Genomic DNA, 21141 nt, shown 5'->3' on the forward strand with positions numbered 1-21141 from the left:
CCCCTGCAGTGGGGGCAGGAGGGTCCTTCGTCACACCAGCGCGGCGTCCAAGGTGATCTCGTCGACCGCGGCGAGCGCCTTGCTGACCGGGCAGCCCTCCTTGGCGGCCTGCGCGGCCTTCTGGAAGCCGTCGGCGTCCAGGCCGGTGACCTCGCCGCGCACGGTGAGCGCGATCTTGGTGATGGCGCCGGCGCCGAGGGTCACCTCGGCGGTCACGTCGAGGGACTCGGTCGTCCCGCCGGCCTTGCCGATCTCGCTGGACAGCGCCATGGAGAAGCACGACGAGTGCGCGGCGGCGATGAGCTCCTCGGGGCTGGTCGTGCCCCCGGCCTCGTCCGCCGTGCGCTTCGGGTAGCTGACGTCGAAGGTGCCGACCTTCGAGCTGGTGAGCTCGACCTGGCCGGACCCCTCCTGCAGGGAACCGTTCCAGGCGGTGCGGGCAGTACGGGTGGGCATCGGACCTCCTTGCGGCTGCGTCCGCCGGCGCGGGATGCGCCAGGGACGATCACCGTGTCGTGTCGGGGACAACCCTGGCCAGCCGACGCCGTTCCCGCCACCCCAGTCGGCCCGGCCGTGCGGCCCCCTTGCAGGGCCCCGCCGCGAGCCTGCGAGTGGCGGGGGCAAGGGGGTCCTTCCTCAGACGGCGGCGTCCTGGCGGGGCTGGGCGACGCGCTCGGTGAGCAGCCGGAGCTGCCCCTTCAGATCGGCGAACTGCTGCCTGTCCAGCGCCAGCACGTCGATCATCTCGGCGGAGATCGAGCAGGCGGGGCCCTGGAGCGCCCGGCCCGCATCGGTGAGGCGCACCGACACCGACCGCTCGTCGTCGGCCCGGCGGTGCCGGGTGACCAGACCGGCGGTGGTCAGTCGCTTGAGCAGCGGGGAGAGGGTGCCGGAGTCCAGTGCCAAGCGGTTGCCCAGCTGGCCGACCGTCTGCCCGTCCTGCTCCCACAGCAGCATCAGCACGAGGTACTGCGGATAGGTCACGCCCAGCTCGTCGAGCAGCGGACGGTAGCGCGCTGTGACCGCCCGGGAGGCCGCGTAGAGCGCGAAGCACAGTTGGTCGTCGAGGGCCACGCTCGGCGACGGGGTGTCCGTCATGGCCCCCAGAGTAGGGCGCAACCTGGCGGCAGGCCGCCGTGTCGTCCGTCTCGCCGGTCGGCCGGCGGCGTGCAACCGTTCCCGCGGCGAGCGGCCGCGCGGCGGCTGGACGGGCAGGGTTGAGTGGAACAGACTCAACTCCTCCGTCGTTGTGCTGAGCGACATGCCGGCCACCGTGCCGGCACCCGATCGAGAGGACGCACGACCCGACCATGCAGAGCAAGCTGACCACGCGTTCGCAGGAGGCGATCACCGCCGCCCAGCGGCTGGCGGTCGACCGCGGCCAGGCGGCGCTCGAGCCCCTGCACCTGCTCGTCGCGCTGCTCGAGCAGACCGACGGCATCGCCGGCCCGCTGCTCCGGGCGACCGGCGCCGACCCGGCCGACGTCCGGGCCAAGGCCGACGCGGCCCTGCGCCGGATGCCGAGCGTCAGCGGTGCCACGGTCCCCGCGCCCCAGCCGTCCCGCGAGCTGCTCCGGGCCATCAACGCCGCGAGCGAGCAGGCCGGCGCGCTCGGCGACGAGTACGTCTCCACCGAGCACCTGCTCGTCGGCCTCGCCACCACGGAGGGGGAGGCCCGCGCGGTCCTCGCCGGCTCCGGTGCCACGCGCGACGCGCTGCTGGCCGCCTTCCGCACCGTCCGCGGCAACCGGAAGGTCACCACCGCCGACCCGGAGGGCACCTTCCAGGCGCTGCAGAAGTACGCCGTCGACCTCACCGAGCGCGCGCGGGACGGCAAGGTCGACCCGGTCATCGGGCGGGACACCGAGATCCGCCGGGTGGTGCAGGTGCTCTCCCGGCGCACCAAGAACAACCCCGTGCTGATCGGTGAGCCCGGCGTCGGGAAGACCGCGATCGTCGAGGGCCTCGCCCAGCGGATCGTGGCCGGCGACGTCCCCGAGAGCCTCAAGGGCAAGCGGCTGATGGCGCTGGACCTGAGCGCGATGGTCGCCGGGGCCAAGTACCGCGGCGAGTTCGAGGAACGGCTCAAGGCCGTGCTGCAGGAGATCACCGAGGCCGAGGGCCAGGTGATCACCTTCATCGACGAGCTGCACACCATCGTCGGCGCCGGGGCCACCGGCGACTCGGCGATGGACGCGGGCAACATGATCAAGCCCATGCTCGCCCGCGGCGAGCTGCGGATGGTCGGGGCCACCACGCTGGACGAGTACCGCGAGCACATCGAGAAGGACCCTGCGCTGGAGCGCCGGTTTCAGCAGGTGTACGTCGGCGAGCCCTCGGTCGAGGACACGATCGGCATCCTGCGCGGGCTCAAGGAGCGCTACGAGGTGCACCACGGCGTGCGGATCACCGACACCGCGATCGTCGCCGCCGCGACGCTGTCCGACCGGTACGTCTCCGCCCGGTTCCTGCCGGACAAGGCGATCGACCTGGTCGACGAGGCCGCCAGCCGGCTGCGCATGGAGATCGACAGCCGCCCCGTCGAGGTCGACGAGGTGGAGCGGATCGTGCGCCGGCTGGAGATCGAGGAGATGGCGCTGGCCAAGGAGGACGACGAGCCCTCCATCGAGCGGCTGGCGGCGCTGCGCAGCGAGCTGGCCGACCGCCGGCAGGAGCTCGACGAGCTGACCGCCCGCTGGCAGCAGGACAAGACCGCGATCGACCGCATCCAGCACATCAAGGAGGAGCTGGAGGCTGCCCGGCTCGACGCCGAGCGCGCCGAGCGGAACGGCGACCTGGCGCACGTCGCCGAGCTCCGCTACGGCCGGCTGCCGCAGCTGCAGCGCGAGCTGGACGAGGCCGAGGCCCAGGTCGCGAACCGCGAGTCGATGCTCAAGGAGGAGGTCGGCCCGGACGACATCGCCGACGTCGTCCAGGCCTGGACCGGCATCCCCGCCGGCCGGCTGCTCGAGGGGGAGACGCAGAAGCTGCTGCGGATGGAGGAGGGGCTCGGCAAGCGCGTCGTCGGCCAGCCCGACGCGGTCCGCGCCGTCTCCGACGCCGTCCGCCGGGCGCGCTCGGGCGTCTCCGACCCCGACCGGCCCACCGGGTCCTTCCTGTTCCTCGGCCCCACCGGCGTCGGCAAGACCGAGCTGGCCAAGGCGCTGGCGGAGTTCCTCTTCGACGACGAGCGGGCGATGGTCCGCATCGACATGAGCGAGTACTCCGAGAAGCACTCGGTGGCCCGGCTGGTCGGCGCCCCGCCCGGCTACGTCGGGTACGAGGCCGGTGGCCAGCTCACCGAGGCGGTGCGGCGGCGCCCGTACACCGTCGTCCTGATGGACGAGGTGGAGAAGGCGCACCCGGACGTCTTCGACGTGCTCCTGCAGGTGCTCGACGACGGCCGGCTGACCGACGGCCAGGGGCGGACGGTGGACTTCCGGAACACCATCCTGATCCTGACGTCGAACCTCGGCTCGCAGGTGATCGCCGACCAGTCGATCCCCGACGAGCAGAAGCAGAAGGCCGTGATGGAGGTCGTCCGGGCGCACTTCAAGCCGGAGTTCCTCAACCGGCTCGACGACGTGGTGATGTTCCGGGCCCTCGGGTCGGAGGAGCTCGCCGGCATCGTCGACATCCAGGTGGGTGTGCTCGGCCGCCGGCTCGCGGCGCGCCGGCTGACCCTGCAGGTCACCGACGCCGCCCGCGAGTGGCTCGCGCTCAACGGGTTCGACCCGGTCTACGGGGCGCGGCCGCTGCGCCGGCTGGTCCAGTCGGCCATCGGCGACCAGCTGGCCAAGGCGCTGCTGTCCGGCGAGATCCGGGACGGCGACCAGGTCCTCGTCGACTGGCCGGTCGACGTCGCCGACGACTCGATCGGGCTGCAGGTCACCCGCGCCTGATGCCCGGGCGGAGCCCGTCACCCCCGGCAGGGGTGGCGGGCTCCGTCGCATGCGGACCCCGATCCCCGCGCGGCTGGACGCGCCGCCGGGCTCCGGATGGCCGATGATCATCAACGTCGGCAACGGAGAGGGCAGGAGCGTCATGACGTCAGGACCGCAGGACCCGCAGCAGGGCGGCGGGTACGGGCAGCCGCCGTTCGGCCAGTCCCCGTCGGGCCAGCCGCAGTACGGCCAGCCACAACCCGGTCAGCAGCCACCGTACGGCGGACCACCGTACGGCGGACCGCAGTACGGCGGACCGCAGCACGACCAGCCCGGCTACGGGCAGCAGGGCTTCGGGGCCTACCCGAACGCACCCGCCGGCTGGCAGGGCGGCGGCGCGCCCGCCGCCCCGACCGAGCGGCCCAGCACCGTGAAGCTCGGCATCGGCGCGTTCCTGCTGAGCACCGTGCTGGGGCTGCTCGGCTCGTTGCTCACCTTCTCCGACCTGAACCGGGTGGCGGCCCAGCTCGGCCGCGATTCGGGGCTCAGCGAGAGCGAGGCGTCCGCGGTCGTGACGACGGGTGTGGTCATCAGCCTGCTGTTCGTCGCCGCCTACCTGCTGGTGATCTGGTTCGCCTGGCAGGGGCGGAACTGGGCGCGGATCGTGCTGTGGGTGCTCGGCGGCCTCAGCCTGGCGTCCGCCTTCGCGGCGCCGGGGGCCGAGACCGGGATCCTGGGCTTCCTGCAGTTGCTGCTCGTGCTCGTCGGCGTCGTCGCCCTGGCCCTGAAGCCGTCCAACCACTGGTACGCGGCCGAGCGCGACCGGCGGCGGGCCTACCGCGGCTGACGGACCGGGAGAGCGTCACCCCTCGACGCTCTCCCGGAGGCACTGCTCGTGCCGGGCCTGGTCGCCGGTCTGGTCGAACTCGGTCGTGCAGTCCCCGGTGGTCCGCACGAAGAAGACCGCGCCGGCGAGGACGAGGACGCCGAGCAGCAGGCCGAGGACGCCGAGCAGCAGGCCGAGGGCGCCGGTGACGACGCCGGTGATCGCCATGCCGCGGTTGTCCGCCCGGCGCGCCTCGACCCGGCGCAGGGCCACGATGCCCAGCACGAGCGCGATCAGGCCGAGCACGATGCCCGGCACGCCGACCAGGAAGGCGCCCGGCAGGGACAGGATGCCGAGCACCAGCGCGGCGATGCCGAGGCCGGTGGACCGCGGCGGCTCGCCGTACCCGCCGTAGGGCGCCGGCTGGCCGTACTGGCCGCTCGGCACGGGGTGGCCCGGCGACTGCGGGTGCTGGGGACCGGAGGGCGTCGTCATCCGCGGGAGCGTAGGCAGTCGCTCCGGCCGTGGCCCGGTGCGACGTGTCAGCAGCACGCCCACGCCGCGCCCGACGACGGTCACCGCCGGCCTCGGCGCCTTCCTGGCCTACACCGTGATCGGCGTGATCGCCTCGATCATCACGTTTGCCGGCATGGACACGGTGATGGACGCCGCGGCCCGGGACGCCGGGGTGGACCCCGAGGCATTCTCCGGCCTCGAGCGGGTGACCACCACGGCGGCGACCACCTTCGGGCTGCTGTGGACCGCCTTCGCCCTGGTCGTGCCCTGGTTCGCCTGGCGGGGGCACAACTGGGCGCGGAGAGTCCTCTGGGTCATCGGCGGGCTCGGCCTGCTCTCGGTGCTCGGCGGGCTCGCCAGGCCCGATCCCCGCGCTGGACGTGCTCACCGTGCTGCAGTGGCTGCTGCTCGCCGCCGGCATCGTGCTGCTGGCACTCACGCCCTCGAGCGCGTGGTTCCGGGCCGAGGGGCGGCGCCGGCAGGCCGTCGGCGGCTGACCGGCGTCCTCAGACGTCCGCGCCGGGCCCCGACGCCGCGGCGTGGCGGTCCCCGGCGAGGAAGGCCGCGAGCCGCAGCGCCAGCGCCACGATGGTGAGCGTCGGGTTGGCCACGCCTGAGCTCGGGAAGACCGAGCCACCGACGAGGTACAGGCCGGGGGAGCCGTACACGGCGCAGTCCGGGTCGACGACGCCCTCCGCGGGGTCGGCGGCCATCCGCGTCGTCCCGGCGTGGTGGTTGTAGTCGGCGGCCGCCCTCCGGAAGGCGGACGGGTCCTCGAGCCAGTCGACCAGCCGCACCCGGGCCAGCCCGCCGGCCTCCGCCTGCGCCGCGACCCGCCGAGCCGTCTCGGTGGCGGCGGCGCACTCCGCGGCGCCGACCGTCCAGTGCACCTCCAGCCTCCGGGCGCCGAGCGCGTCACGCCGTGGGGACAGGCGGAGGTGGCTGTCGCCCAGCGGGGGCTGCTCGGTCTGCACGCGCAGGAGCAGCCGGCTGTGGTGGTCCAGCGGCGCGGCGGCACCCCGGCGGCGGTGCCGCAGCTCACGGACCAGGGGGCCGGGCCCGGCGAGCACCTGCGCCACCTCGTGACCCAGTGCCGGTGGTCTGCGGCGCTGTCCCAGGGCGTCGGTCACGCGCTTGAGGGCGCCCACGGGGGAGTGCGGACCGTGCACGACCTGGAGGTCGGCGAGGGCGCCGAGCAGTCCCCGGTCCTGCTGCACGGCCGGGCTCAGCATCAACTTGGGGCGGACCCGGTGGTCGCCGACGCGGCGGACCTGGAAGAAGGTCGCGAGGCGGCCGGAGGGCGGGAGGACCTCGCCGAGGTACCAGTACGGGTGGTCCTGCAGCCCCGCGCCGAGCAGGCCCGCATGGTTGCCCAGCCCACCGGGTGCGGCGCCGCTGCCGAGCAGCAGCCGCGCGTTCTCGAGGGCACCGCAGGCCAGCACCGTGGCCCGGGCGCGCAGGACGCGCTCGGCGCCGGAGAGGTCACGGGCCCGCACCCCCGTCACGCGGTCGCCGTCCTCGAGCACCTCCACGGCGGTCCCGCCCAGGACGACCGTGATGCCCGGGTCGTCCGCGACCGACCTGCGCAGGTGGTCGCCGACCCGGAAACGGGGGCTGTGGTGCAGGACCCGGAACTCCATGCCCGAGCCGTCGAGGCAGGTGGCGACGTCGTCGGTGACGTCGTCGGGCCCGAAGGTGGCGGTGGGGATCGCGAAGAAGCGGGTCGCCTGGTCCTGCCATCGCCGGAACTCGTCCAGCGGCACCGGCCACGCGCTCCCGGGCACCCACGGGCGACCCACGACGTCGGAGTCCTCCAGCGGCAGGCACCCACCGGCCCAGAGCTGACCCGTGCCGCCGAAGCCGCGGGCCCGGCCGGTGCGGCCGCCGGGGAACGGCAGCCCGGTGGTGAGGACCTCGTTCAGGGGGTGCAGCACCGAGCGGCGCCCGCCGCTCTCCAGCAGCAGCACCTCCGCGCCCCGCCGCCGCAGCTCGGTGGCGAGCGCCAGGCCCCCCGGCCCGCTGCCCACGACGAGGACGTCCGCCTCGGCCGGTCGCTCGTCCAGGCGCCGCAGGGAGGTGAACATGTGGTGGGGCGCCGCTCCGAGTCGAGGTCGAGGAGGGCCGACGGCCCGCGCGCCGGGAGGGTACGACAGGACCGTCCGGTGCGGGAGGTGCCGTCGCGCAGGCCCGACCGGCCCGTGGGAGGCAGGCTCCGTGGTGGGCCGGGCTCCGTGGTGGCGACGACGGCGCCGGGGCCGGGGATGCCATGCTCGGCGGTCAGTGCACCGGCCGCCCGGTCCCCGGGGAGCCCGACCACCCAGGAGGAGCACACCGTGAGAGCCCCTCGGCGGTCCCGAGCCGCCGCCCTGACCGCCGTTCCCGGGCTGGTCCTCGTCCTGGTCCTGACCGCGTGCGGCGGGACCGCCGGCGACGCCGCCGCCACGGGCGCCGCCCCGTCGGCCGCCGGCCCCGCGGAGACGACGGCCACGGCCACCCCGGCGGCCGAGGGGCCGATCGGGGCGGGCTGCGACGTGCTGCCGGCCGAGGGGCCGGGCAGCCTCCCGGCGCTCGCCACCACGCCGGCCGGCACGGCGGTGAGCACGAACCCGCAGCTGACCACGCTCGCGCAGGCCGTGCTGGCCGCCAACCTGGTCGACGTCGTGAACACCCGGGCGGACATCACCGTGCTCGCCCCGACCAACGCAGCCTTCGACGCGCTCGGCGCCGACGCCGTCCCCGCGCTGATCGCCGACGTGCCGCGGCTGACCACCGTGCTGACCCACCACGTGCTCAGCGGCCGGCTGGCCCCGGAGGAGCTCGCCGGTGAGCACCGGACCCTGCAGGGCGACACGGTCACCGTCACCGGGTCCGGCGGGTCCTTCGGCGTGGCCGCCGACCAGACCCTGGCCGGCGTGGCGCCGGCCACGGTCGTCTGCGGCAACGTCCCGACGGCCAACGCCACCGTGTACCTCGTCGACCAGGTGCTCGCCCCGGCCGGCTGAGCGCCGCGGCGGACCCACCCGGGCCGCTCAGTAGGGTCGGGGGCATGGCAGAGGACCCCGTTCCCCAGCACACCTCGTCCCTGGGGGCGGGCCCCTGGAACGGGGCCGCCCACCCCGACCGCGACCGGCTGCTCGAGCTCGTCGTCGAGCTCGCCGTGGTGCACGGGAAGGTGACGCTGTCCTCGGGGCGGGAGGCGGACTGGTACATCGACCTGCGGCGGCTGACCCTGCACCACGAGGGCGCACCCCTGGTCGGCCGGGTGATGCGGCAGCTGACCCGGGACCTGGCCTACGAGGCGGTCGGCGGGCTCACGCTCGGCGCCGACCCGGTGGCCACCGCGATGCTGCACGCCGCGGCCGACGGCGAGGGGTTCCTCGACGCCTTCGTCGTCCGCAAGCAGGGCAAGGCGCACGGGCTACAGCGGCGGATCGAGGGCCCGGACGTCGCCGGCCGGCCGGTGCTGGCGGTGGAGGACACGTCCACCACCGGCGACAGCGTGCTGCAGGCGGTGGAGGCGCTGCACGAGGCGGGGGCCGAGGTGGTCGCCGTCGCGGTGATCGTCGACCGTGGCGCCCGGGCCGCCGTCGAGGCGGCCGGCCTGGAGTACCGGGCGGCGTTCGAGCTGTCCGACCTCGGGCTCGGCTGAGCGGCCGGACCAGCTCGCGCCGTTGTGCGCTCATCGTCGCCATGCGGCACCGGAGGCGACATCGAGCGCACAACGGCGGCGATGACGGCGGGCGCGTGGGCCTACCGTTCGCGGATGACCAGCACGCCGAGGCGGCGGCGCGACCGGTGGACGTCGTTCGTCGCCGACCCCGACCACCCCCGCGTCCTCCACGAGGAGGGCAACCCGGCGCACCGCGCACGGGTGGAGCACGACCGCGCCGTCCTGCTGGTGCACCTCTCCGACGAGGACGGCGCCGGGTGGACCACGCTCGCCGTCGACCGCGCCACCCGCCGGTACGCGGTCGGCCAGGCCCCCACCCAGCTCGCCGCCGCCCGCCAGGCCGTGGAGTCGTTGCGCGCGGAGGTGCCCGCCGGGCCGCGGAGGTGACAGCCTGAGCCCATGAGCACGCCGCGGGAACGACTGCTGGTCATCGGCGGCGACGCCGCCGGGATGTCCGCCGCCGCCCAGGCCCGGCGGCTGCGCGACGCCGACGACCTGGAGATCGTCGTCCTCGAGCAGGGTCCGGAGGTCTCCTACTCCGCCTGTGGCATCCCCTACTGGGTCGGCGGGCTGGTGACCGACCGCGACGACCTGATCGCCCGCACGCCGGCCGAGTTCGCCGCGCGGGGCATCACCGTGCACACCGGCACCGCCGCGACCGCGATCGACCTGGACGCCGGGGAGGTCGTCACCGGGGACGGCGAACGGCTCGGCTACGACCGGCTGGTCGTCGCCACCGGCGGCCGGCCGGCGCGCCCGCCGATCCCCGGGCTGGACGCCCCCGGGGTTTTCGGGGTGCACCGGCTCGACGACGGCGCGGCGATCCGGGCGGCGATCGACGCCGGGGCGCGCACCGGGCTCGTGCTCGGCGGCGGGTACATCGGGCTGGAGATGGCCGAGGTGCTGCAGCTCCGCGGGCTGGACGTCACGGTCGTCCTCGCCGACCCGCTGCCGATGCAGCTGCTGGACGCCGACATGGCGGAGCGGGTCTGCGCGGCGATGGGGAAGGCGGGCATCGCCGTCCACACCGACCAGGCGGTACGCGAGGTGCTCCTCGACCCCGCCGGCCGGGCCTGCGGGGTGCGCACCGACCGCGGCACGTACGAGGCGGACCTCGTCGTCCTCGGCCTGGGCATGCGGCCGGAGGTGCAGCTGGCCGCCGACGCCGGGCTGGCCCTGGGCCCGACCGGCGCGATCGACGTCGACCGCAGCCAGCGCTGCCGGGAGCACCCCGAGGTCTTCGCCGCCGGGGACTGCGCCCAGACCCACCACCGGGTCACCGGCGAGGTGGCCCACGTGCCGCTGGGCACGCACGCCAACAAGCAGGGGCGCGTGGCCGGCTCGGTGATCGGCGGGCGGCCGGCCCGGTTCGCCGGCGTGCTCGGCACCGCGCTGACCCGGGTCGGGGAGCTGGAGGTGGCCCGTACCGGGCTGTGCACGACCCAGGCCGAGCAGGCGGGCTTCGCGTTCCGCACCGAGGTCATCGAGGGCACCACCCGGGCCGGCTACTTCCCCGGCGCGGAGGAGATCGCGATCAAGCTGATCAGCGAGGCCGGCTCGGACCAGCTGCTCGGCGCGCAGATCGTGGGCGGGCCGGGCTCCGGGAAGCGCATCGACGTGCTGGCCACCGCCATCTGGGCCGGCCTCACCGCCGAGGAGCTGGCCGGGGCCGACCTGTCCTACGCCCCGCCGTTCTCGCCCACCTACGACCCGGTGGTGGTGGCCGCCCGGGTGCTCAGCCGGACCGAACAGGGCTGAGCGGCAGCCCGGCTGCGCCACGGGCGATCAGCCGGTGGGATGCTGACGCCCAGCAGAGCCGCTGGTCCCCGACATCAGGAGAGCACCGCATGCCCATCGCGACCCCCGAGGTCTACGCCGACATGATCACCCGGGCGAAGGAGGGCGGCTTCGCCTACCCGGCGATCAACTGCACGTCGTCCGAGACGATCAACGCCGCGCTGCGCGGGTTCGCCGACGCCGGCAGTGACGGGATCATCCAGTTCTCCACCGGCGGCGCGGAGTTCGGCTCGGGCACGCGGGTCAAGGACATGGTCACCGGTGCTGTCGCGCTCGCCGAGTTCGCCCACGTCGTCGCCGAGAAGTACCCGGTCCAGGTGGCGCTGCACACCGACCACTGCCCCAAGGACAAGCTCGACAGCTACGTCCGGCCGCTGATCGCGATCTCCCAGGACCGGGTCGACGCCGGCCAGGCGCCGCTGTTCCAGTCGCACATGTGGGACGGCTCGGCGGTCGAGCTGACCGAGAACCTGGAGATCGGCCAGGAGCTCATCGCCAAGTGTGCGTCGGCGAAGATCGTCCTCGAGGTGGAGATCGGCGTCGTGGGCGGCGAGGAGGACGGCGTCGCGCACGAGATCAACGAGAAGCTCTACACCGCCGACGGCGACTTCGTGCGGACGGCGGAGGCCCTCGGCCTCGGCGAGAAGGGCGTGTACCTGCTGGCCGCGACCTTCGGCAACGTGCACGGCGTCTACAAGCCCGGCAACGTGAAGCTGCGCCCCGAGGTGCTCGAGCGCGGCCAGGCCGTCGTCGCCGAGCAGTTCGGTCTCGGGGACGGCGCCAAGCCGTTCAACCTGGTCTTCCACGGCGGCTCGGGGTCGGACCTGTCCGACATCCGCGAGGCGATCTCCTACGGCGTCGTGAAGATGAACGTCGACACCGACACCCAGTACGCCTTCACCCGGGCGATCGTCGGCCACATGTTCAGCAACTACGACGGTGTGCTCAAGGTCGACGGCGAGGTCGGGGTCAAGAAGGCCTTCGACCCGCGCACCTACATGAAGCTCGCCGAGACCAGCATGGCCCAGCGGGTCGGTCAGGCGTGCGAGGACCTGCTGTCCGCCGGCCAGTCGCAGGCCGGCTGATGGGGCACCCGCACCACAACCTGCTCGGCGAGCCGCCGGCGACGCTGCTGCCCGCCGATCCCGGGGCCGAGGCCCTGGCGGACGGCGTGGACCCGGCGGAGGTCGCCGCGGCGCACCCGACGTCCCGCGCGGCGTGGGCCGCGCTGGCGGACGGCGCGCTGGCCGACGGCGAGACGATCCAGGCCTACGCCTACGCCCGAACCGGGTACCACCGGGGGCTCGACGCGCTGCGCCGCAACGGCTGGAAGGGCCACGGCCCGGTGCCGTGGTCGCACGAGCCCAACCGCGGGTTCCTGCGCTGCGTCACGGTGCTCGCGGCGGCCGCGGAGCGGATCGGTGAGGTCGACGAGCAGGAGCGCTGCACTGAGCTGTTGCGCGACTGCGACCCGTCACTGACTGGTTGACCTGCCAAATCGTAGATCGACTCGCGCTGCGGGGAGGACCGCCAGGACCTACCCTTCGCTCTCCTGACCACCGTCCGGTGGCCCTGAGAAGAGGGAGGTGCCCATGGTCACGCTGCTGTGGATCCTGGCGGTCGTGTTGGTGATCGCGGGGATCGTGGCGATCGTCCGAGGGCAGATGCTGTGGGGGATCGTGCTCATCGTCGTCGGGCTCCTGGTCGGACCCGGTGGGGTGAGCGTCTTCGCCTGAACGGCGGGGCCGCTCTCCGCGAGGAGGGCGGCCCCGTTCGTCGTGGATTAGGGCACAAGGATCGCGCGCCCGCGGACCCGGCCGGCGTCGAGGTCGTCGATCGCCGACTGGAAGTCGTCCAGCGCGTACCGCGCCGTGTGCAGCGTGACCTCCGACTGCGCGGCCAGCGCCATCAGGTCGACCAGGTCGTTGTAGGAGCCGACCAGGTTCCCCAGGACGTTGATCTCCGCGGAGATCAGGTCGATCGTCGGGACGTCGACGTTCTCCCCGTACCCGACCACCAGGTAGTCACCGGCCCGCCGGGTCATCGCCAGGCCCTCCCCGGTGCTGCCGCCCTCACCGACGAAGTCGATGACCACCTCGGCCCCGTGCCCGCCGGTGAGCTGCCGGACCCGTTCCACCTGGCCGCCGTCGGCCAGCACGCCGTGGTCGGCGCCGATCGATTCGGCCAGCGCGAGTGCGTCGGGGTTGCGGTCGACGACGATCAGCTCGGCGGGGGAGAGCGCCTTGAGCACCTGGATCCCGATGTGCCCGAGGCCGCCCGCGCCGATCATCACGCAGCGGAAGCCGGGGCGCAGCCGGCGGGCCGCCTTGGCCACCGCGTGGTAGGCGGTGAGCCCCGCGTCGGCCAGCGCGGCGACGTCGGCCGGCTCCAGCGACTCGTCGATCCGCACCACGCTGCGTGCCGAGGTCTTGAGGTACTCCGCGTAGCCGCCGTCGGTGTCGATGCCGGGGAACTGCGAGTTCTCGCAGTGCACGTCGTCCCCGGAGCGGCAGGCGCGGCAGAGCCCGCAGGTGATCAGCGGGTGCAGGATCACCTTGTCGCCCTCGGCCACGGAGGTCACCGCGCTGCCCACCGCCGCCACCCAGCCCGCGTTCTCGTGCCCGATGGTGTACGGCAGCTGGACCTGCGACTTCTCGGCCCACTGGCCCTCCAGGACGTGCAGGTCGGTGCGGCAGACGCCGGCCCCGCCGATCTTCACGACGACGTCGTGCGGACCGGTGACCTCGGGTCGCGGGACGTCCGCCAGCTGCAGTGGCTGGTGGTACCCGGTGACGCGGACGGCTCTCATGGCAGCACCTCCCGGTCCCAGCAGGGTGCGCCCGGGGCCCCGCTGCCGCAACAGCGCCCGGTACCGGATCAGCGGTCGCCGTGCGCCGCCCGCAGCGAGTCGGTGAGCGCGGAGAGCTGGTCGCCGCCGGCGACCAGCCGGGTCAGGTCGTCGGCGTCGACGTCCTCCCGGGTCAGGTCCCCGGCCACCCGGCCGCCGCCAAGCAGCAGGAAGCGGTCGCCCACCAGGTGGGCGTACTGGGGGCTGTTGGTGACGAACAGGACCGCCAGCCCGTCGTCGCGGGCGGCGACCACCGCCTGCAGCACCACCGCCCGCTGGGCCACCGTCATCGGGGCCGTCGGCTCGTCGATGACCAGCACCCGGGCGCCGAAGTGCAGCGCCCGGGCGATCGCCAGGCTCTGCCGCTCCCCGGCCTGCAGCGCGCTGGCCGGCTGGTCGACGCTGAGGCTGGTGACGCCCACCCGCGCCATCGCCTGCTCCGCGATCGCCCGCGCCCGGCCGGTGTCCAGCCGCCGGAACGGCCACACCCCCCGGGTCGGCTCGGCGCCCAGGAAGAAGTTCCGCCACACCGACATGAGCGGCGCGATCGCGAGGTCCTGCCAGATGGTCGCGACGCCCAGCGCCCGGGCCTGCTGCGGCGACCGGAACCGCACCGGCTGCCCGGCGACCAGCAGCTCCCCCTCCGCCGGGTGCAGCAACCCCGACAGCAGCGCCACCAGCGTCGACTTGCCCGACCCGTTCTCCCCGAGCACGCAGGTGACCTCGCCCGGACGCAGCGCGAGGGAGACCCGGGACAGCGCCGGCACGCTGCCGAACCGCACGGTGACCCCGCTCAGCTCCAGCACCGGCGCGGGCCGCTCCCCGGCCGTGCTCACGAGCGGGGCACCGCGCGCAGCCGGCGGCGCACCAGGCCGTTGGCCAGCAGCGCCACGAGCAGGCACAGCCCGAGGAAGGCCTGGAACCAGCGGGGGTCCCAGCCGGCCAGCGCGATGCCCTCCCGGGCCACGCCGTACAGCAGCGCGCCCAGCGCCGCCCCGTAGGGGGAGCCGTACCCGCCGGTGAGCAGGCACCCGCCGATCACCGCGACGACGATGAACTCGATCTCCGCGCCGAGCGCGGGGTCGACCTGCACCCCGCCGAGCCGGACCAGCCCGAGGGTGCCGATCAGCCAGCCGGCCGTGGCGGTGCCGAGGAAGAGCAGGACGCTGGTCCGCCGCACGGGGACGCCGAGCTGCCTGGCCGCCCGCCGGGCGCCACCGCTGGCGAACACCGCGTTGCCGAACCGGGTCCGCCACAGCAGCCAGCTGGCGAGCAGGGTCGCGCCCACCCACCACAGCAGCGACACCCGGTAGCGGCCGTCGCCCAGCTGCGCGGTCGACCCGAAGACCGCCAGCGCCGAGGACCACCCCGGGGCCTCGGCCAGGCCGGTGATCCGCGACGAACCGGCGACCGCCGCGGCGACTGCCAGCGAGCTGCCCTGCAGCACGAGAAACGTGGCCAGGGTGACCAGGAAGCTCGGCAGCCCGGTCGACACCACGAGCAGCCCGTTCACCGCCCCGACCACCAGCGCCGCCAGCAGGGACAGCAGCAGCGCCGGCCAGATGCCGATGCCCGCCTGGGTCACCAGCAGCGAGGTCACCAGGCTGCTGCCCACCGCCACCACCCCGATGGACAGGTCGAACTGGCCGGCGACCAGCAGCAGCGCCACCGCCACCCCGCCGATGCCCAGCGGGGCGGCGATGTCCAGCACTGTCGCCAGGCCGCCGGAGCTCAGCAGCATGGGTGCCTGCAGGGTGAAGAAGAGGCCGACCGACAGCACGCCGAGCAGGGCGCCCAGGCTCGGGCGGGCGAGCATCCGGTCGAGCAGCCGACGGCCGGCCGAGCGCGGCACGACCGGCGCCGGGGGGCCGAAGCCGAGCGGGCGGTCGGCGGCCACCGGAGCCCGACCCCACGTGGACCCGGCCAGGCGACGGGACGACGGCAGCGGGACCTCCAGGGGAGCGGGCGGCCTCCTCAGTGTCCACGACCGCTCGTTCAGGGGCGCAGGCGCCAGCGCACCCGGTCGTCGGCGTACCAGGTCCACTTCGTGACCTCGCGGTCGAACGGGACGCCGTCCCGCAGCACCCGGGCGGGGGCGCACGCGATCTGCAGCGCCCGCCCGGTGGTGCGCCGGACGGGCCGCAACGGCACGGTCACCACGGCGACGGAGATCCGGTCGACCGCCGTCCAGTCCGGGCGGACCTCGATCCGGGTGATCGGGCCGTCGGCCACCCGCTGGTCGTCGTGGTACGCCTGCGCGCCGAACCGGCGGGCCAGCGCCCGGCGGGGGTCCCCGGCGGCGGAGACCCGGCCGTGCGCGAGGAGCACGCCCCCGTGGTCGTCCCGGACCAGCGGCAGCTCCCGCTCGGTGCCCGACCCGACGCCCAGCGCCCGGGCCAGGCCGGCCGACGCCGGGTCGCCGGCCGGCTCCCAGCCGACCGGCACACCGGGCAGCCGCTCGGTGCGCCACAACCGGGTGAGGACGGCGGCCAGCGCCGGGACCGGTCCCAGCACGTGCACCGCCTCCGCCGGGTCCACCACCGAGGCGACGTGCCGTTTCGACGGCGGCTGCTCGGCCGCCAGACCGCGCAGGTCGAGCTGTGTCGCGGGCATGCCGATACCCTGCCACCTGGCCAGCCGGGACCCGGTGGTGTCCTGGGCCCACTGAACGAGGAGACGTCCCCGATGCCCGCTGTCGTGCTGATCGGTGCCCAGTGGGGCGACGAGGGCAAGGGCAAGGCGACCGACCTGCTCGGCGGCCGCGTGCCCTACGTCGTCCGGTACCAGGGGGGCAACAACGCCGGGCACACCGTCATCACGCCCGACGGCGAGAAGTACGCCCTGCACCTGATCCCGTCGGGGATCCTCACGCCGGGCTGCACGCCGGTCATCGGCAACGGCGTGGTCATCGACCCCGAGGTGCTGATCGGTGAGCTCGCCGGCCTGGAGGAGCGGGGCGTGGACACCTCACGCCTGGTCATCTCCGCCGACGCGCACCTGATCATGCCGCACCACCGCGCGCTGGACCGGGTCACCGAGCGGTTCCTGGGCAAGCGGAAGATCGGCACCACCGGACGCGGCATCGGCCCCGCCTACGGCGACAAGGTGGCCCGGACCGGCATCCGGGTGGCCGACCTGCTCGACCTGCCGATCCTCCGGCAGAAGCTCGAGGGCACGCTGATGGAGAAGAACCAGGTCCTGGTCAAGGTCTACAACCGCCGGGCTATCGACGTCGACGAGGTCGTCGAGGAGTACGCCGGCTACGCCGAGCAGCTCAAGCACCGCATCGCCGACACCCGGCTCGTGCTGGGCAGGGCCCTCGACGCGGGGGAGTGGGTCCTGCTGGAGGGGTCGCAGGGCACCCTGCTCGACGTCGACCACGGCACGTACCCGTTCGTGACGTCGTCCAACCCGACCGCCGGTGGCGCGGCCGTCGGCGCCGGCGTCGGCCCAACCCGGATCACCCGGGTCGTCGGGATCCTCAAGGCATACACCACCCGGGTCGGCTCCGGACCGTTCCCCACCGAGCTGCACGACCAGTGGGGCGAGTACCTGCGCGAGCACGGCGGCGAGGTCGGCGTCACCACCGGCCGGGACCGCCGCTGCGGCTGGTTCGACGCCGTCGTCGCCCGCTACGCGACCCGGGTGAACGGGATCACCGACTACTTCCTCACCAAGCTCGACGTGCTCTCCGGGCTGGACACGGTGCCGATCTGCGTCGCCTACGACGTCGACGGCGTCCGGCACGAGGAGATGCCGATGACGCAGACCGACTTCCACCACGCCGTGCCGGTCTACGAGGAGATGCCCGGCTGGTCCGAGGACATCAGCGGGTGCCGCCGGTTCGAGGAGCTGCCGGCCACCGCGCAGGCCTACGTGCGCCGGGTGGAGGAGCTCTCGGGTGCACGGGTCAGCGTCATCGGCGTGGGCCCCGGCCGCGACGAGAACGTCGTCATCAACGACCTGCTGAACTGAGGAAGGACCCCGCTGCCCCCCACTGCTCGCAAGCTCGCAGCGGCCCCTGCAGCGGGGCCGTTCCAGCAGGTCCTGCGGCTCGCGCCGCCGTCGTCCCCCCGCTGGGTGCGTCGGGTGTCTCGGACTCAGCGCCGGGGCTTGATGGGGGCCAGGGCCTCGGCGGTCAGCTCGGCGCGGGCCCGGTGGGCCGTCTCCGGCGCGTCGGTGATCACGCCGTCGACGCCGAGCGCGAACAGCAGCCGCGCCTCCGTCTGGGCGTCCCCGAGGCCGTTCGGGTCGCTGCCGTGCCGCAGGTGGCCGGGCAGGAACACGTTCTCCGGGCGCAGCGTCCACGGGGTGACCGTCAGCCCGGCCCGGTGCGCCTGGGCCACCAGGTCCGAGACGCCGCGCAGCGCCCCGTCGGCGGAGGAGGTCAGGATCCGGCCCTTGTGCGGGGCGATGCCCTCGGCGTAGGTGGAGATCTCCCGCAGCCCGGCCGGGGTGACCAGCGCGTCCTGCACCCCCTCCTCCTCGATGAGCTGCACCAGCCGCGGACCGGCGGGCCCGAGACCGGACCGCAGCTCCCGCAGGGCGGTGGGCTCGAAGGCCATGACCACCACCGGGCCGTCGGGGTGGACGGCGTCCAGCCGGCGGAGCTCGGCGGCCAGCAGCTCGGTCATCGGGAGGCCGATCGAGCCGAACCACCCCGGGTGCTTCAGCTCGGCCTGCACCCGCACCGGCCGCCCCGGGGCGGAGCGGGACCGGGCCAGCTCCACGACCTCCGCCAGGGTGAGCACCCCGAACCGGCCGTCGTAGGTCGTGTTCAGCGGGCGGACGGCGGGCATCCGCTCGACCGCCCGCAGGGTGCGCAGCTCGGCGAGGGTGAAGTCCTCGGTGAACCAGCCGGTCACCTCGACGCCGTCGACCTCCTGGGTCCGCCGGCGGCCGGCGAACTCGGCGCGGGCGGCGACGTCGGTCGAGCGGGACAGCTCGTTCTCGTGCCGGGCCACCAGGGCGCCGTCGCGGCTGACCACGAGGTCGGGTTCGACCAGGTCGGCGCCCAGGTCGATCGCGAGGTCGTAGCTCGCCGCGGTGTGCTCCGGGCGGTAGCTCGGGGCTCCTCGGTGCCCGACGATCAACGGGGTCCGCGTCTGCCTGCGCGGAACGACGGGCTGCAGGCTCGTCTCTGCCATGACCCCAGTCGACCCGCGGCGGGTGACGACAGAGCGAACGCGCGCCGTCACCCGCCTGACAAATGAGAGGACACCGCCGTGACCAGCGGTCCACCATCCTGGGTGTGATGGAACTCATCCCCCTCGGGTGGACCGCCGAGCGGAGCCAGGACGTCCCCGGCGGCTGCGCCGTGGCGCGCGTGGCCCGCGTCGACCGGGGCCGGCTCACCGTGCTCACCGCCGACGGCGAGCACCGGGTGCACCGTGCCGGGACCCTGCACGACGACGCGGGCGGCACCGGCCCGGCCGTCGGGGACTGGGTCGCGGTGCGCGGCGAGCAGGCGGTCGCCGTCCTGCCCCGCCGGACGGCGTTCGTCCGCACGGCCGCGGGCCGGGGCTCCGAGCCGCAGGTGGTGGCGGCCAACGTCGACCTGGTGCTCGTCGTCGACGCGCTCGGCGGAGCTCCCCGGCTGCGGCGGGTGGAGCGCTACCTCGCCGTCGCGTGGGGGAGCGGGGCGATGCCGGTCGTCGTCCTGACCAAGGCGGACCTGGAGCCCGACGTCCCCGCCGCCGTCGCCGCGGTGGCCGCCGACGCGGTCGGCGTCCCGGTGCTCGCGGTCAGCTCGGTGACCGGCGCGGGCCTCGACGACGTCCGCGCGCTGCTGGGCCCCGGTTGCACCGCGGCCATGGTCGGCCCCTCCGGCGTGGGCAAGTCCAGCCTGCTCAACGCGCTCGCCGGGGCGACGGTCGCGGGGACGGCGGAGATCCGGGGCGACGGCCGGGGCCGGCACACCACCACCGCGCGGGAGCTGCACGTGCTCCCCGGCGGCGGGCTGCTGGTCGACACCCCGGGGATGCGTGAGCTGGCGCTGGCCGGGGAGGACGGCGTGGACACCGTCTACGCCGACGTCGCCGGGTACGCCGCCGACTGCCGGTTCCGCGACTGCGCGCACCGCACCGAGCCCGGCTGCGGCGTGGCCGCGGCCATCGACCGGGGCGACCTCGACCCGGCCCGGCTGACCGCCTGGCGCAAGCTGCAGGCCGAGGCGCACCGGCAGGAGCTGCGCGCCGACGCGCGCGCCCGGGCGCTGGAGACGGCCCGGGTCCGCTCGCTGCACCGCGAGATGCGGGCCCGTCCGGCGAAGCCCCGGGGCGGCCGCTGACCCACGGCCGTCGGTAGGTTCGGCCCGTGCGCGTGCTCGTGATCGGCTCCGGTGCCCGGGAGCACGCCCTGTGCGTGGCTCTGCAGTCCGACCCCGCCGTCACGGCGCTGGCCTGCGCGCCGGGCAACGCCGGCACGGCCGGGATCGCCGCACCGCTCCCGGTGGTCGCGGCCGACCCGGTCGCGGTCGCCGCGCTCGCCGCCGAGTGGCGGGCCGACCTGGTCGTCGTCGGACCGGAGGTCCCGCTGGTGGCCGGCGCCGCCGACGCGGTGCGGGACGCGGGGATCGCCTGCTTCGGCCCGTCGGAGCAGGCGGCGCAGCTGGAGGGGTCCAAGGCCTTCGCGAAGCACGTGATGACCGCGGCCGGCGTGCCGACCGCGCGGTCCTGGGCGGTCGGCGGAGCGGCCGAGCTGGACACCGTGCTCGACGAGGTGGCCGCGGCGGACGGCGGTGCGCCGTTCGTCGTCAAGGACGACGGGCTGGCCGCCGGCAAGGGCGTGCTGGTCACCCCCGACCGGGACGCCGCCCGCGCCCACGGACGGGCGGTGCTCGACGCCGGGCACGCGGTGCTCGTCGAGGAGTACCTGGACGGTCCCGAGGTCTCGCTGTTCGCCCTCACCGACGGGACGACGGTGGTCCCGCTGGTGCCCGCCCAGGACCACAAGCGCCGGGACGACGGCGACCGAGGCCCCAACACCGGCGGGATGGGCGCCTACGCCCCGCTGCCCTGGGCGCCGGACGGCCTGGTCGACGAGGTGCTGGCCACCGTGCTGCAGCCCACCGTCGACGAGATGGCCCGGCGCGGGGAGCCGTTCAGCGGCCTGCTCTACGCCGGCCTGGCGCTGACCTCCCGGGGGGTGCGGGTGGTGGAGTTCAACGCCCGCTTCGGCGACCCCGAGACCCAGGTCGTGCTGCCGCTGCTGGAGACGCCGCTGGCCGGGCTGCTGCACGCGGCGGCCACCGGCACCCTCGCCGACCACCCGCCCTTGCGCTGGCGGGACGGCGCGGCGGTGACCGTCGTCGTCGCGGCCGAGGGCTACCCCGAGCGCCCGCGCACCGGCGACCCGATCAGCGGTGCCGACGGCGAGGGCGTGCTGCACGCCGGCACGGTCGTCGGTCCCGACGGGCTGGTGCGCTCCGCGGGCGGGCGGGTGCTCGCGGTCACCGCGGTCGGCGCCGACCTGGCCACCGCCCGGCAGACCGCCTACGAGCGGCTGGCCGGGATCCGGCTGCGCGGCGCGCACTGGCGCACCGACATCGCGCTGGCCGCGGTGGAGGGCCGGATCACGGTCTGATCGGTCGGCCTACCGG

22 protein-coding genes are annotated in these 21141 nt (G+C 74.9%); 12 read left to right on the forward strand and 10 right to left on the reverse strand.

What is annotated here, in order from left to right; genetic code table 11:
- Window positions 1–30: 30 nt before the first annotated feature.
- Together HL189_RS18220 and HL189_RS18225 are read right to left on the reverse strand one after the other, a co-directional pair.
- Window positions 31–456 (reverse strand): OsmC family peroxiredoxin, encoded by a 426-nt coding sequence (locus tag HL189_RS18220; RefSeq protein WP_369135134.1) that lies wholly within the window; start codon window positions 454–456, stop codon window positions 31–33.
- 180 nt (window positions 457–636) lie between these two features.
- Entirely contained in the window at window positions 637–1098 is a 462-nt protein-coding gene (locus HL189_RS18225; RefSeq protein ID WP_369135135.1) for a MarR family winged helix-turn-helix transcriptional regulator, read from the reverse strand.
- Window positions 1099–1310: 212 nt separating this feature from the next.
- Here HL189_RS18225 and clpB point away from each other — a divergent pair, with 212 nt between their 5' ends.
- Complete coding sequence (clpB, locus tag HL189_RS18230) at window positions 1311–3902, forward strand: ATP-dependent chaperone ClpB (protein WP_369135136.1); 2592 nt, start codon at window positions 1311–1313, stop codon at window positions 3900–3902.
- Window positions 3903–4044: 142 nt separating this feature from the next.
- Entirely contained in the window at window positions 4045–4731 is a 687-nt protein-coding gene (locus HL189_RS18235) for a hypothetical protein (RefSeq protein WP_369135137.1), read from the forward strand.
- A 15-nt stretch (window positions 4732–4746) separates the two neighbouring features.
- On the opposite strand, the gene HL189_RS18240 is transcribed toward HL189_RS18235, so the two are convergent.
- The 3 genes from HL189_RS18240 to HL189_RS18250 form a co-directional block, all read right to left on the reverse strand.
- Window positions 4747–5205, reverse strand: coding sequence for a DUF4190 domain-containing protein (locus HL189_RS18240; RefSeq protein ID WP_369135138.1), 459 nt, complete (start codon window positions 5203–5205; stop codon window positions 4747–4749).
- A 108-nt stretch (window positions 5206–5313) separates the two neighbouring features.
- On the reverse strand, window positions 5314–5544 hold the full coding sequence (locus HL189_RS18245; protein ID WP_369135139.1) for a hypothetical protein: 231 nt from the start codon (window positions 5542–5544) through the stop codon (window positions 5314–5316).
- Window positions 5545–5732: 188 nt separating this feature from the next.
- A complete protein-coding gene (locus tag HL189_RS18250) occupies window positions 5733–7310 on the reverse strand; it encodes a GMC oxidoreductase (RefSeq protein ID WP_369135140.1) in 1578 nt (525 codons plus the stop codon).
- Between the two features lie 249 nt (window positions 7311–7559).
- Here HL189_RS18250 and HL189_RS18255 point away from each other — a divergent pair, with 249 nt between their 5' ends.
- From HL189_RS18255 to HL189_RS18285, 7 genes are all read left to right on the forward strand, one after another.
- Window positions 7560–8228, forward strand: a complete 669-nt coding sequence (locus HL189_RS18255) for a fasciclin domain-containing protein (RefSeq protein ID WP_369135141.1) — start codon at window positions 7560–7562, stop codon at window positions 8226–8228.
- A gap of 44 nt (window positions 8229–8272) precedes the next feature.
- Window positions 8273–8875, forward strand: coding sequence for an orotate phosphoribosyltransferase (pyrE, locus tag HL189_RS18260; protein WP_369135142.1), 603 nt, complete (start codon window positions 8273–8275; stop codon window positions 8873–8875).
- A 114-nt stretch (window positions 8876–8989) separates the two neighbouring features.
- Window positions 8990–9283, forward strand: coding sequence for a hypothetical protein (locus HL189_RS18265; RefSeq protein ID WP_369135143.1), 294 nt, complete (start codon window positions 8990–8992; stop codon window positions 9281–9283).
- Between the two features lie 12 nt (window positions 9284–9295).
- Window positions 9296–10654 carry an FAD-dependent oxidoreductase gene (locus tag HL189_RS18270; protein ID WP_369135144.1) on the forward strand — a complete coding sequence of 453 codons (1359 nt, stop codon included), beginning with the start codon at window positions 9296–9298 and terminating at the stop codon, window positions 10652–10654.
- An 89-nt stretch (window positions 10655–10743) separates the two neighbouring features.
- Window positions 10744–11778, forward strand: a complete 1035-nt coding sequence (gene fbaA, locus HL189_RS18275) for a class II fructose-bisphosphate aldolase (protein WP_369135145.1) — start codon at window positions 10744–10746, stop codon at window positions 11776–11778.
- Window positions 11778–12182, forward strand: a complete 405-nt coding sequence (locus HL189_RS18280) for a DUF3151 domain-containing protein (RefSeq protein WP_369135146.1) — start codon at window positions 11778–11780, stop codon at window positions 12180–12182. The genes fbaA and HL189_RS18280 overlap by 1 nt, the downstream gene beginning before the upstream one ends.
- Window positions 12183–12285: 103 nt before the next feature.
- The gene (locus HL189_RS18285; protein WP_222264952.1) at window positions 12286–12429 is read left to right on the forward strand and encodes a GPGG-motif small membrane protein; all 144 of its coding nucleotides are present in this window, start codon (window positions 12286–12288) and stop codon (window positions 12427–12429) included.
- A gap of 47 nt (window positions 12430–12476) precedes the next feature.
- Here the strand turns inward: HL189_RS18285 and HL189_RS18290 are convergent, their stop codons facing one another.
- The 4 genes from HL189_RS18290 to HL189_RS18305 form a co-directional block, all read right to left on the reverse strand.
- Window positions 12477–13502: an NAD(P)-dependent alcohol dehydrogenase gene (locus HL189_RS18290; RefSeq protein WP_369135147.1), complete on the reverse strand. Its 1026-nt coding sequence runs from the start codon at window positions 13500–13502 to the stop codon at window positions 12477–12479.
- A gap of 68 nt (window positions 13503–13570) precedes the next feature.
- Window positions 13571–14377 (reverse strand): ATP-binding cassette domain-containing protein, encoded by an 807-nt coding sequence (locus tag HL189_RS18295; RefSeq protein WP_369135148.1) that lies wholly within the window; start codon window positions 14375–14377, stop codon window positions 13571–13573.
- Window positions 14374–15438 (reverse strand): ABC transporter permease, encoded by a 1065-nt coding sequence (locus tag HL189_RS18300; RefSeq protein ID WP_369135149.1) that lies wholly within the window; start codon window positions 15436–15438, stop codon window positions 14374–14376. The genes HL189_RS18295 and HL189_RS18300 overlap by 4 nt, the downstream gene beginning before the upstream one ends.
- Before the next feature lie 98 nt (window positions 15439–15536).
- Window positions 15537–16154 carry a hypothetical protein gene (locus HL189_RS18305; RefSeq protein WP_369135150.1) on the reverse strand — a complete coding sequence of 206 codons (618 nt, stop codon included), beginning with the start codon at window positions 16152–16154 and terminating at the stop codon, window positions 15537–15539.
- Between the two features lie 72 nt (window positions 16155–16226).
- Between HL189_RS18305 and HL189_RS18310 the strand changes: the two genes are divergently transcribed.
- On the forward strand, window positions 16227–17516 hold the full coding sequence (locus HL189_RS18310) for an adenylosuccinate synthase (RefSeq protein ID WP_369135151.1): 1290 nt from the start codon (window positions 16227–16229) through the stop codon (window positions 17514–17516).
- Between the two features lie 125 nt (window positions 17517–17641).
- Here the strand turns inward: HL189_RS18310 and HL189_RS18315 are convergent, their stop codons facing one another.
- Window positions 17642–18688, reverse strand: coding sequence for a glycerophosphodiester phosphodiesterase family protein (locus HL189_RS18315; protein ID WP_369135152.1), 1047 nt, complete (start codon window positions 18686–18688; stop codon window positions 17642–17644).
- 107 nt (window positions 18689–18795) lie between these two features.
- Between HL189_RS18315 and rsgA the strand changes: the two genes are divergently transcribed.
- On the forward strand, window positions 18796–19830 hold the full coding sequence (rsgA, locus tag HL189_RS18320) for a ribosome small subunit-dependent GTPase A (protein ID WP_369135153.1): 1035 nt from the start codon (window positions 18796–18798) through the stop codon (window positions 19828–19830).
- A gap of 26 nt (window positions 19831–19856) precedes the next feature.
- Window positions 19857–21125: a phosphoribosylamine--glycine ligase gene (gene purD, locus HL189_RS18325; RefSeq protein WP_369135154.1), complete on the forward strand. Its 1269-nt coding sequence runs from the start codon at window positions 19857–19859 to the stop codon at window positions 21123–21125.
- Window positions 21126–21141 lie beyond the last annotated feature (16 nt).

The organism is Modestobacter sp. I12A-02662 (genome assembly GCF_041028325.1).
In the GTDB taxonomy this organism is placed as follows: Bacteria; Actinomycetota; Actinomycetes; order Mycobacteriales; family Geodermatophilaceae; genus Modestobacter.

Bases quoted from the DNA above. Each gene is read 5' to 3' on its own strand.
- HL189_RS18245 (WP_369135139.1), bottom strand. From the start codon at position 5,544: ATGACCCAGAGGACTCTCCGCGCCCAGTTGTGCCCCCGCCAGGCGAAC.
- HL189_RS18315 (WP_369135152.1), bottom strand. From the start codon at position 18,688: ATGGCAGAGACGAGCCTGCAGCCCGTCGTTCCGCGCAGGCAGACGCGG.
- rsgA (WP_369135153.1), top strand. From the start codon at position 18,796: ATGGAACTCATCCCCCTCGGGTGGACCGCCGAGCGGAGCCAGGACGTC.
- HL189_RS18240 (WP_369135138.1), bottom strand. From the start codon at position 5,205: ATGACGACGCCCTCCGGTCCCCAGCACCCGCAGTCGCCGGGCCACCCC.
- HL189_RS18270 (WP_369135144.1), top strand. From the start codon at position 9,296: ATGAGCACGCCGCGGGAACGACTGCTGGTCATCGGCGGCGACGCCGCC.
- pyrE (WP_369135142.1), top strand. From the start codon at position 8,273: ATGGCAGAGGACCCCGTTCCCCAGCACACCTCGTCCCTGGGGGCGGGC.
- HL189_RS18285 (WP_222264952.1), top strand. From the start codon at position 12,286: ATGGTCACGCTGCTGTGGATCCTGGCGGTCGTGTTGGTGATCGCGGGG.
- HL189_RS18225 (WP_369135135.1), bottom strand. From the start codon at position 1,098: ATGACGGACACCCCGTCGCCGAGCGTGGCCCTCGACGACCAACTGTGC.
- HL189_RS18280 (WP_369135146.1), top strand. From the start codon at position 11,778: ATGGGGCACCCGCACCACAACCTGCTCGGCGAGCCGCCGGCGACGCTG.
- fbaA (WP_369135145.1), top strand. From the start codon at position 10,744: ATGCCCATCGCGACCCCCGAGGTCTACGCCGACATGATCACCCGGGCG.
- HL189_RS18290 (WP_369135147.1), bottom strand. From the start codon at position 13,502: ATGAGAGCCGTCCGCGTCACCGGGTACCACCAGCCACTGCAGCTGGCG.
- HL189_RS18250 (WP_369135140.1), bottom strand. From the start codon at position 7,310: ATGTTCACCTCCCTGCGGCGCCTGGACGAGCGACCGGCCGAGGCGGAC.
- clpB (WP_369135136.1), top strand. From the start codon at position 1,311: ATGCAGAGCAAGCTGACCACGCGTTCGCAGGAGGCGATCACCGCCGCC.
- HL189_RS18305 (WP_369135150.1), bottom strand. From the start codon at position 16,154: ATGCCCGCGACACAGCTCGACCTGCGCGGTCTGGCGGCCGAGCAGCCG.
- HL189_RS18310 (WP_369135151.1), top strand. From the start codon at position 16,227: ATGCCCGCTGTCGTGCTGATCGGTGCCCAGTGGGGCGACGAGGGCAAG.
- HL189_RS18235 (WP_369135137.1), top strand. From the start codon at position 4,045: ATGACGTCAGGACCGCAGGACCCGCAGCAGGGCGGCGGGTACGGGCAG.
- HL189_RS18220 (WP_369135134.1), bottom strand. From the start codon at position 456: ATGCCCACCCGTACTGCCCGCACCGCCTGGAACGGTTCCCTGCAGGAG.
- HL189_RS18265 (WP_369135143.1), top strand. From the start codon at position 8,990: ATGACCAGCACGCCGAGGCGGCGGCGCGACCGGTGGACGTCGTTCGTC.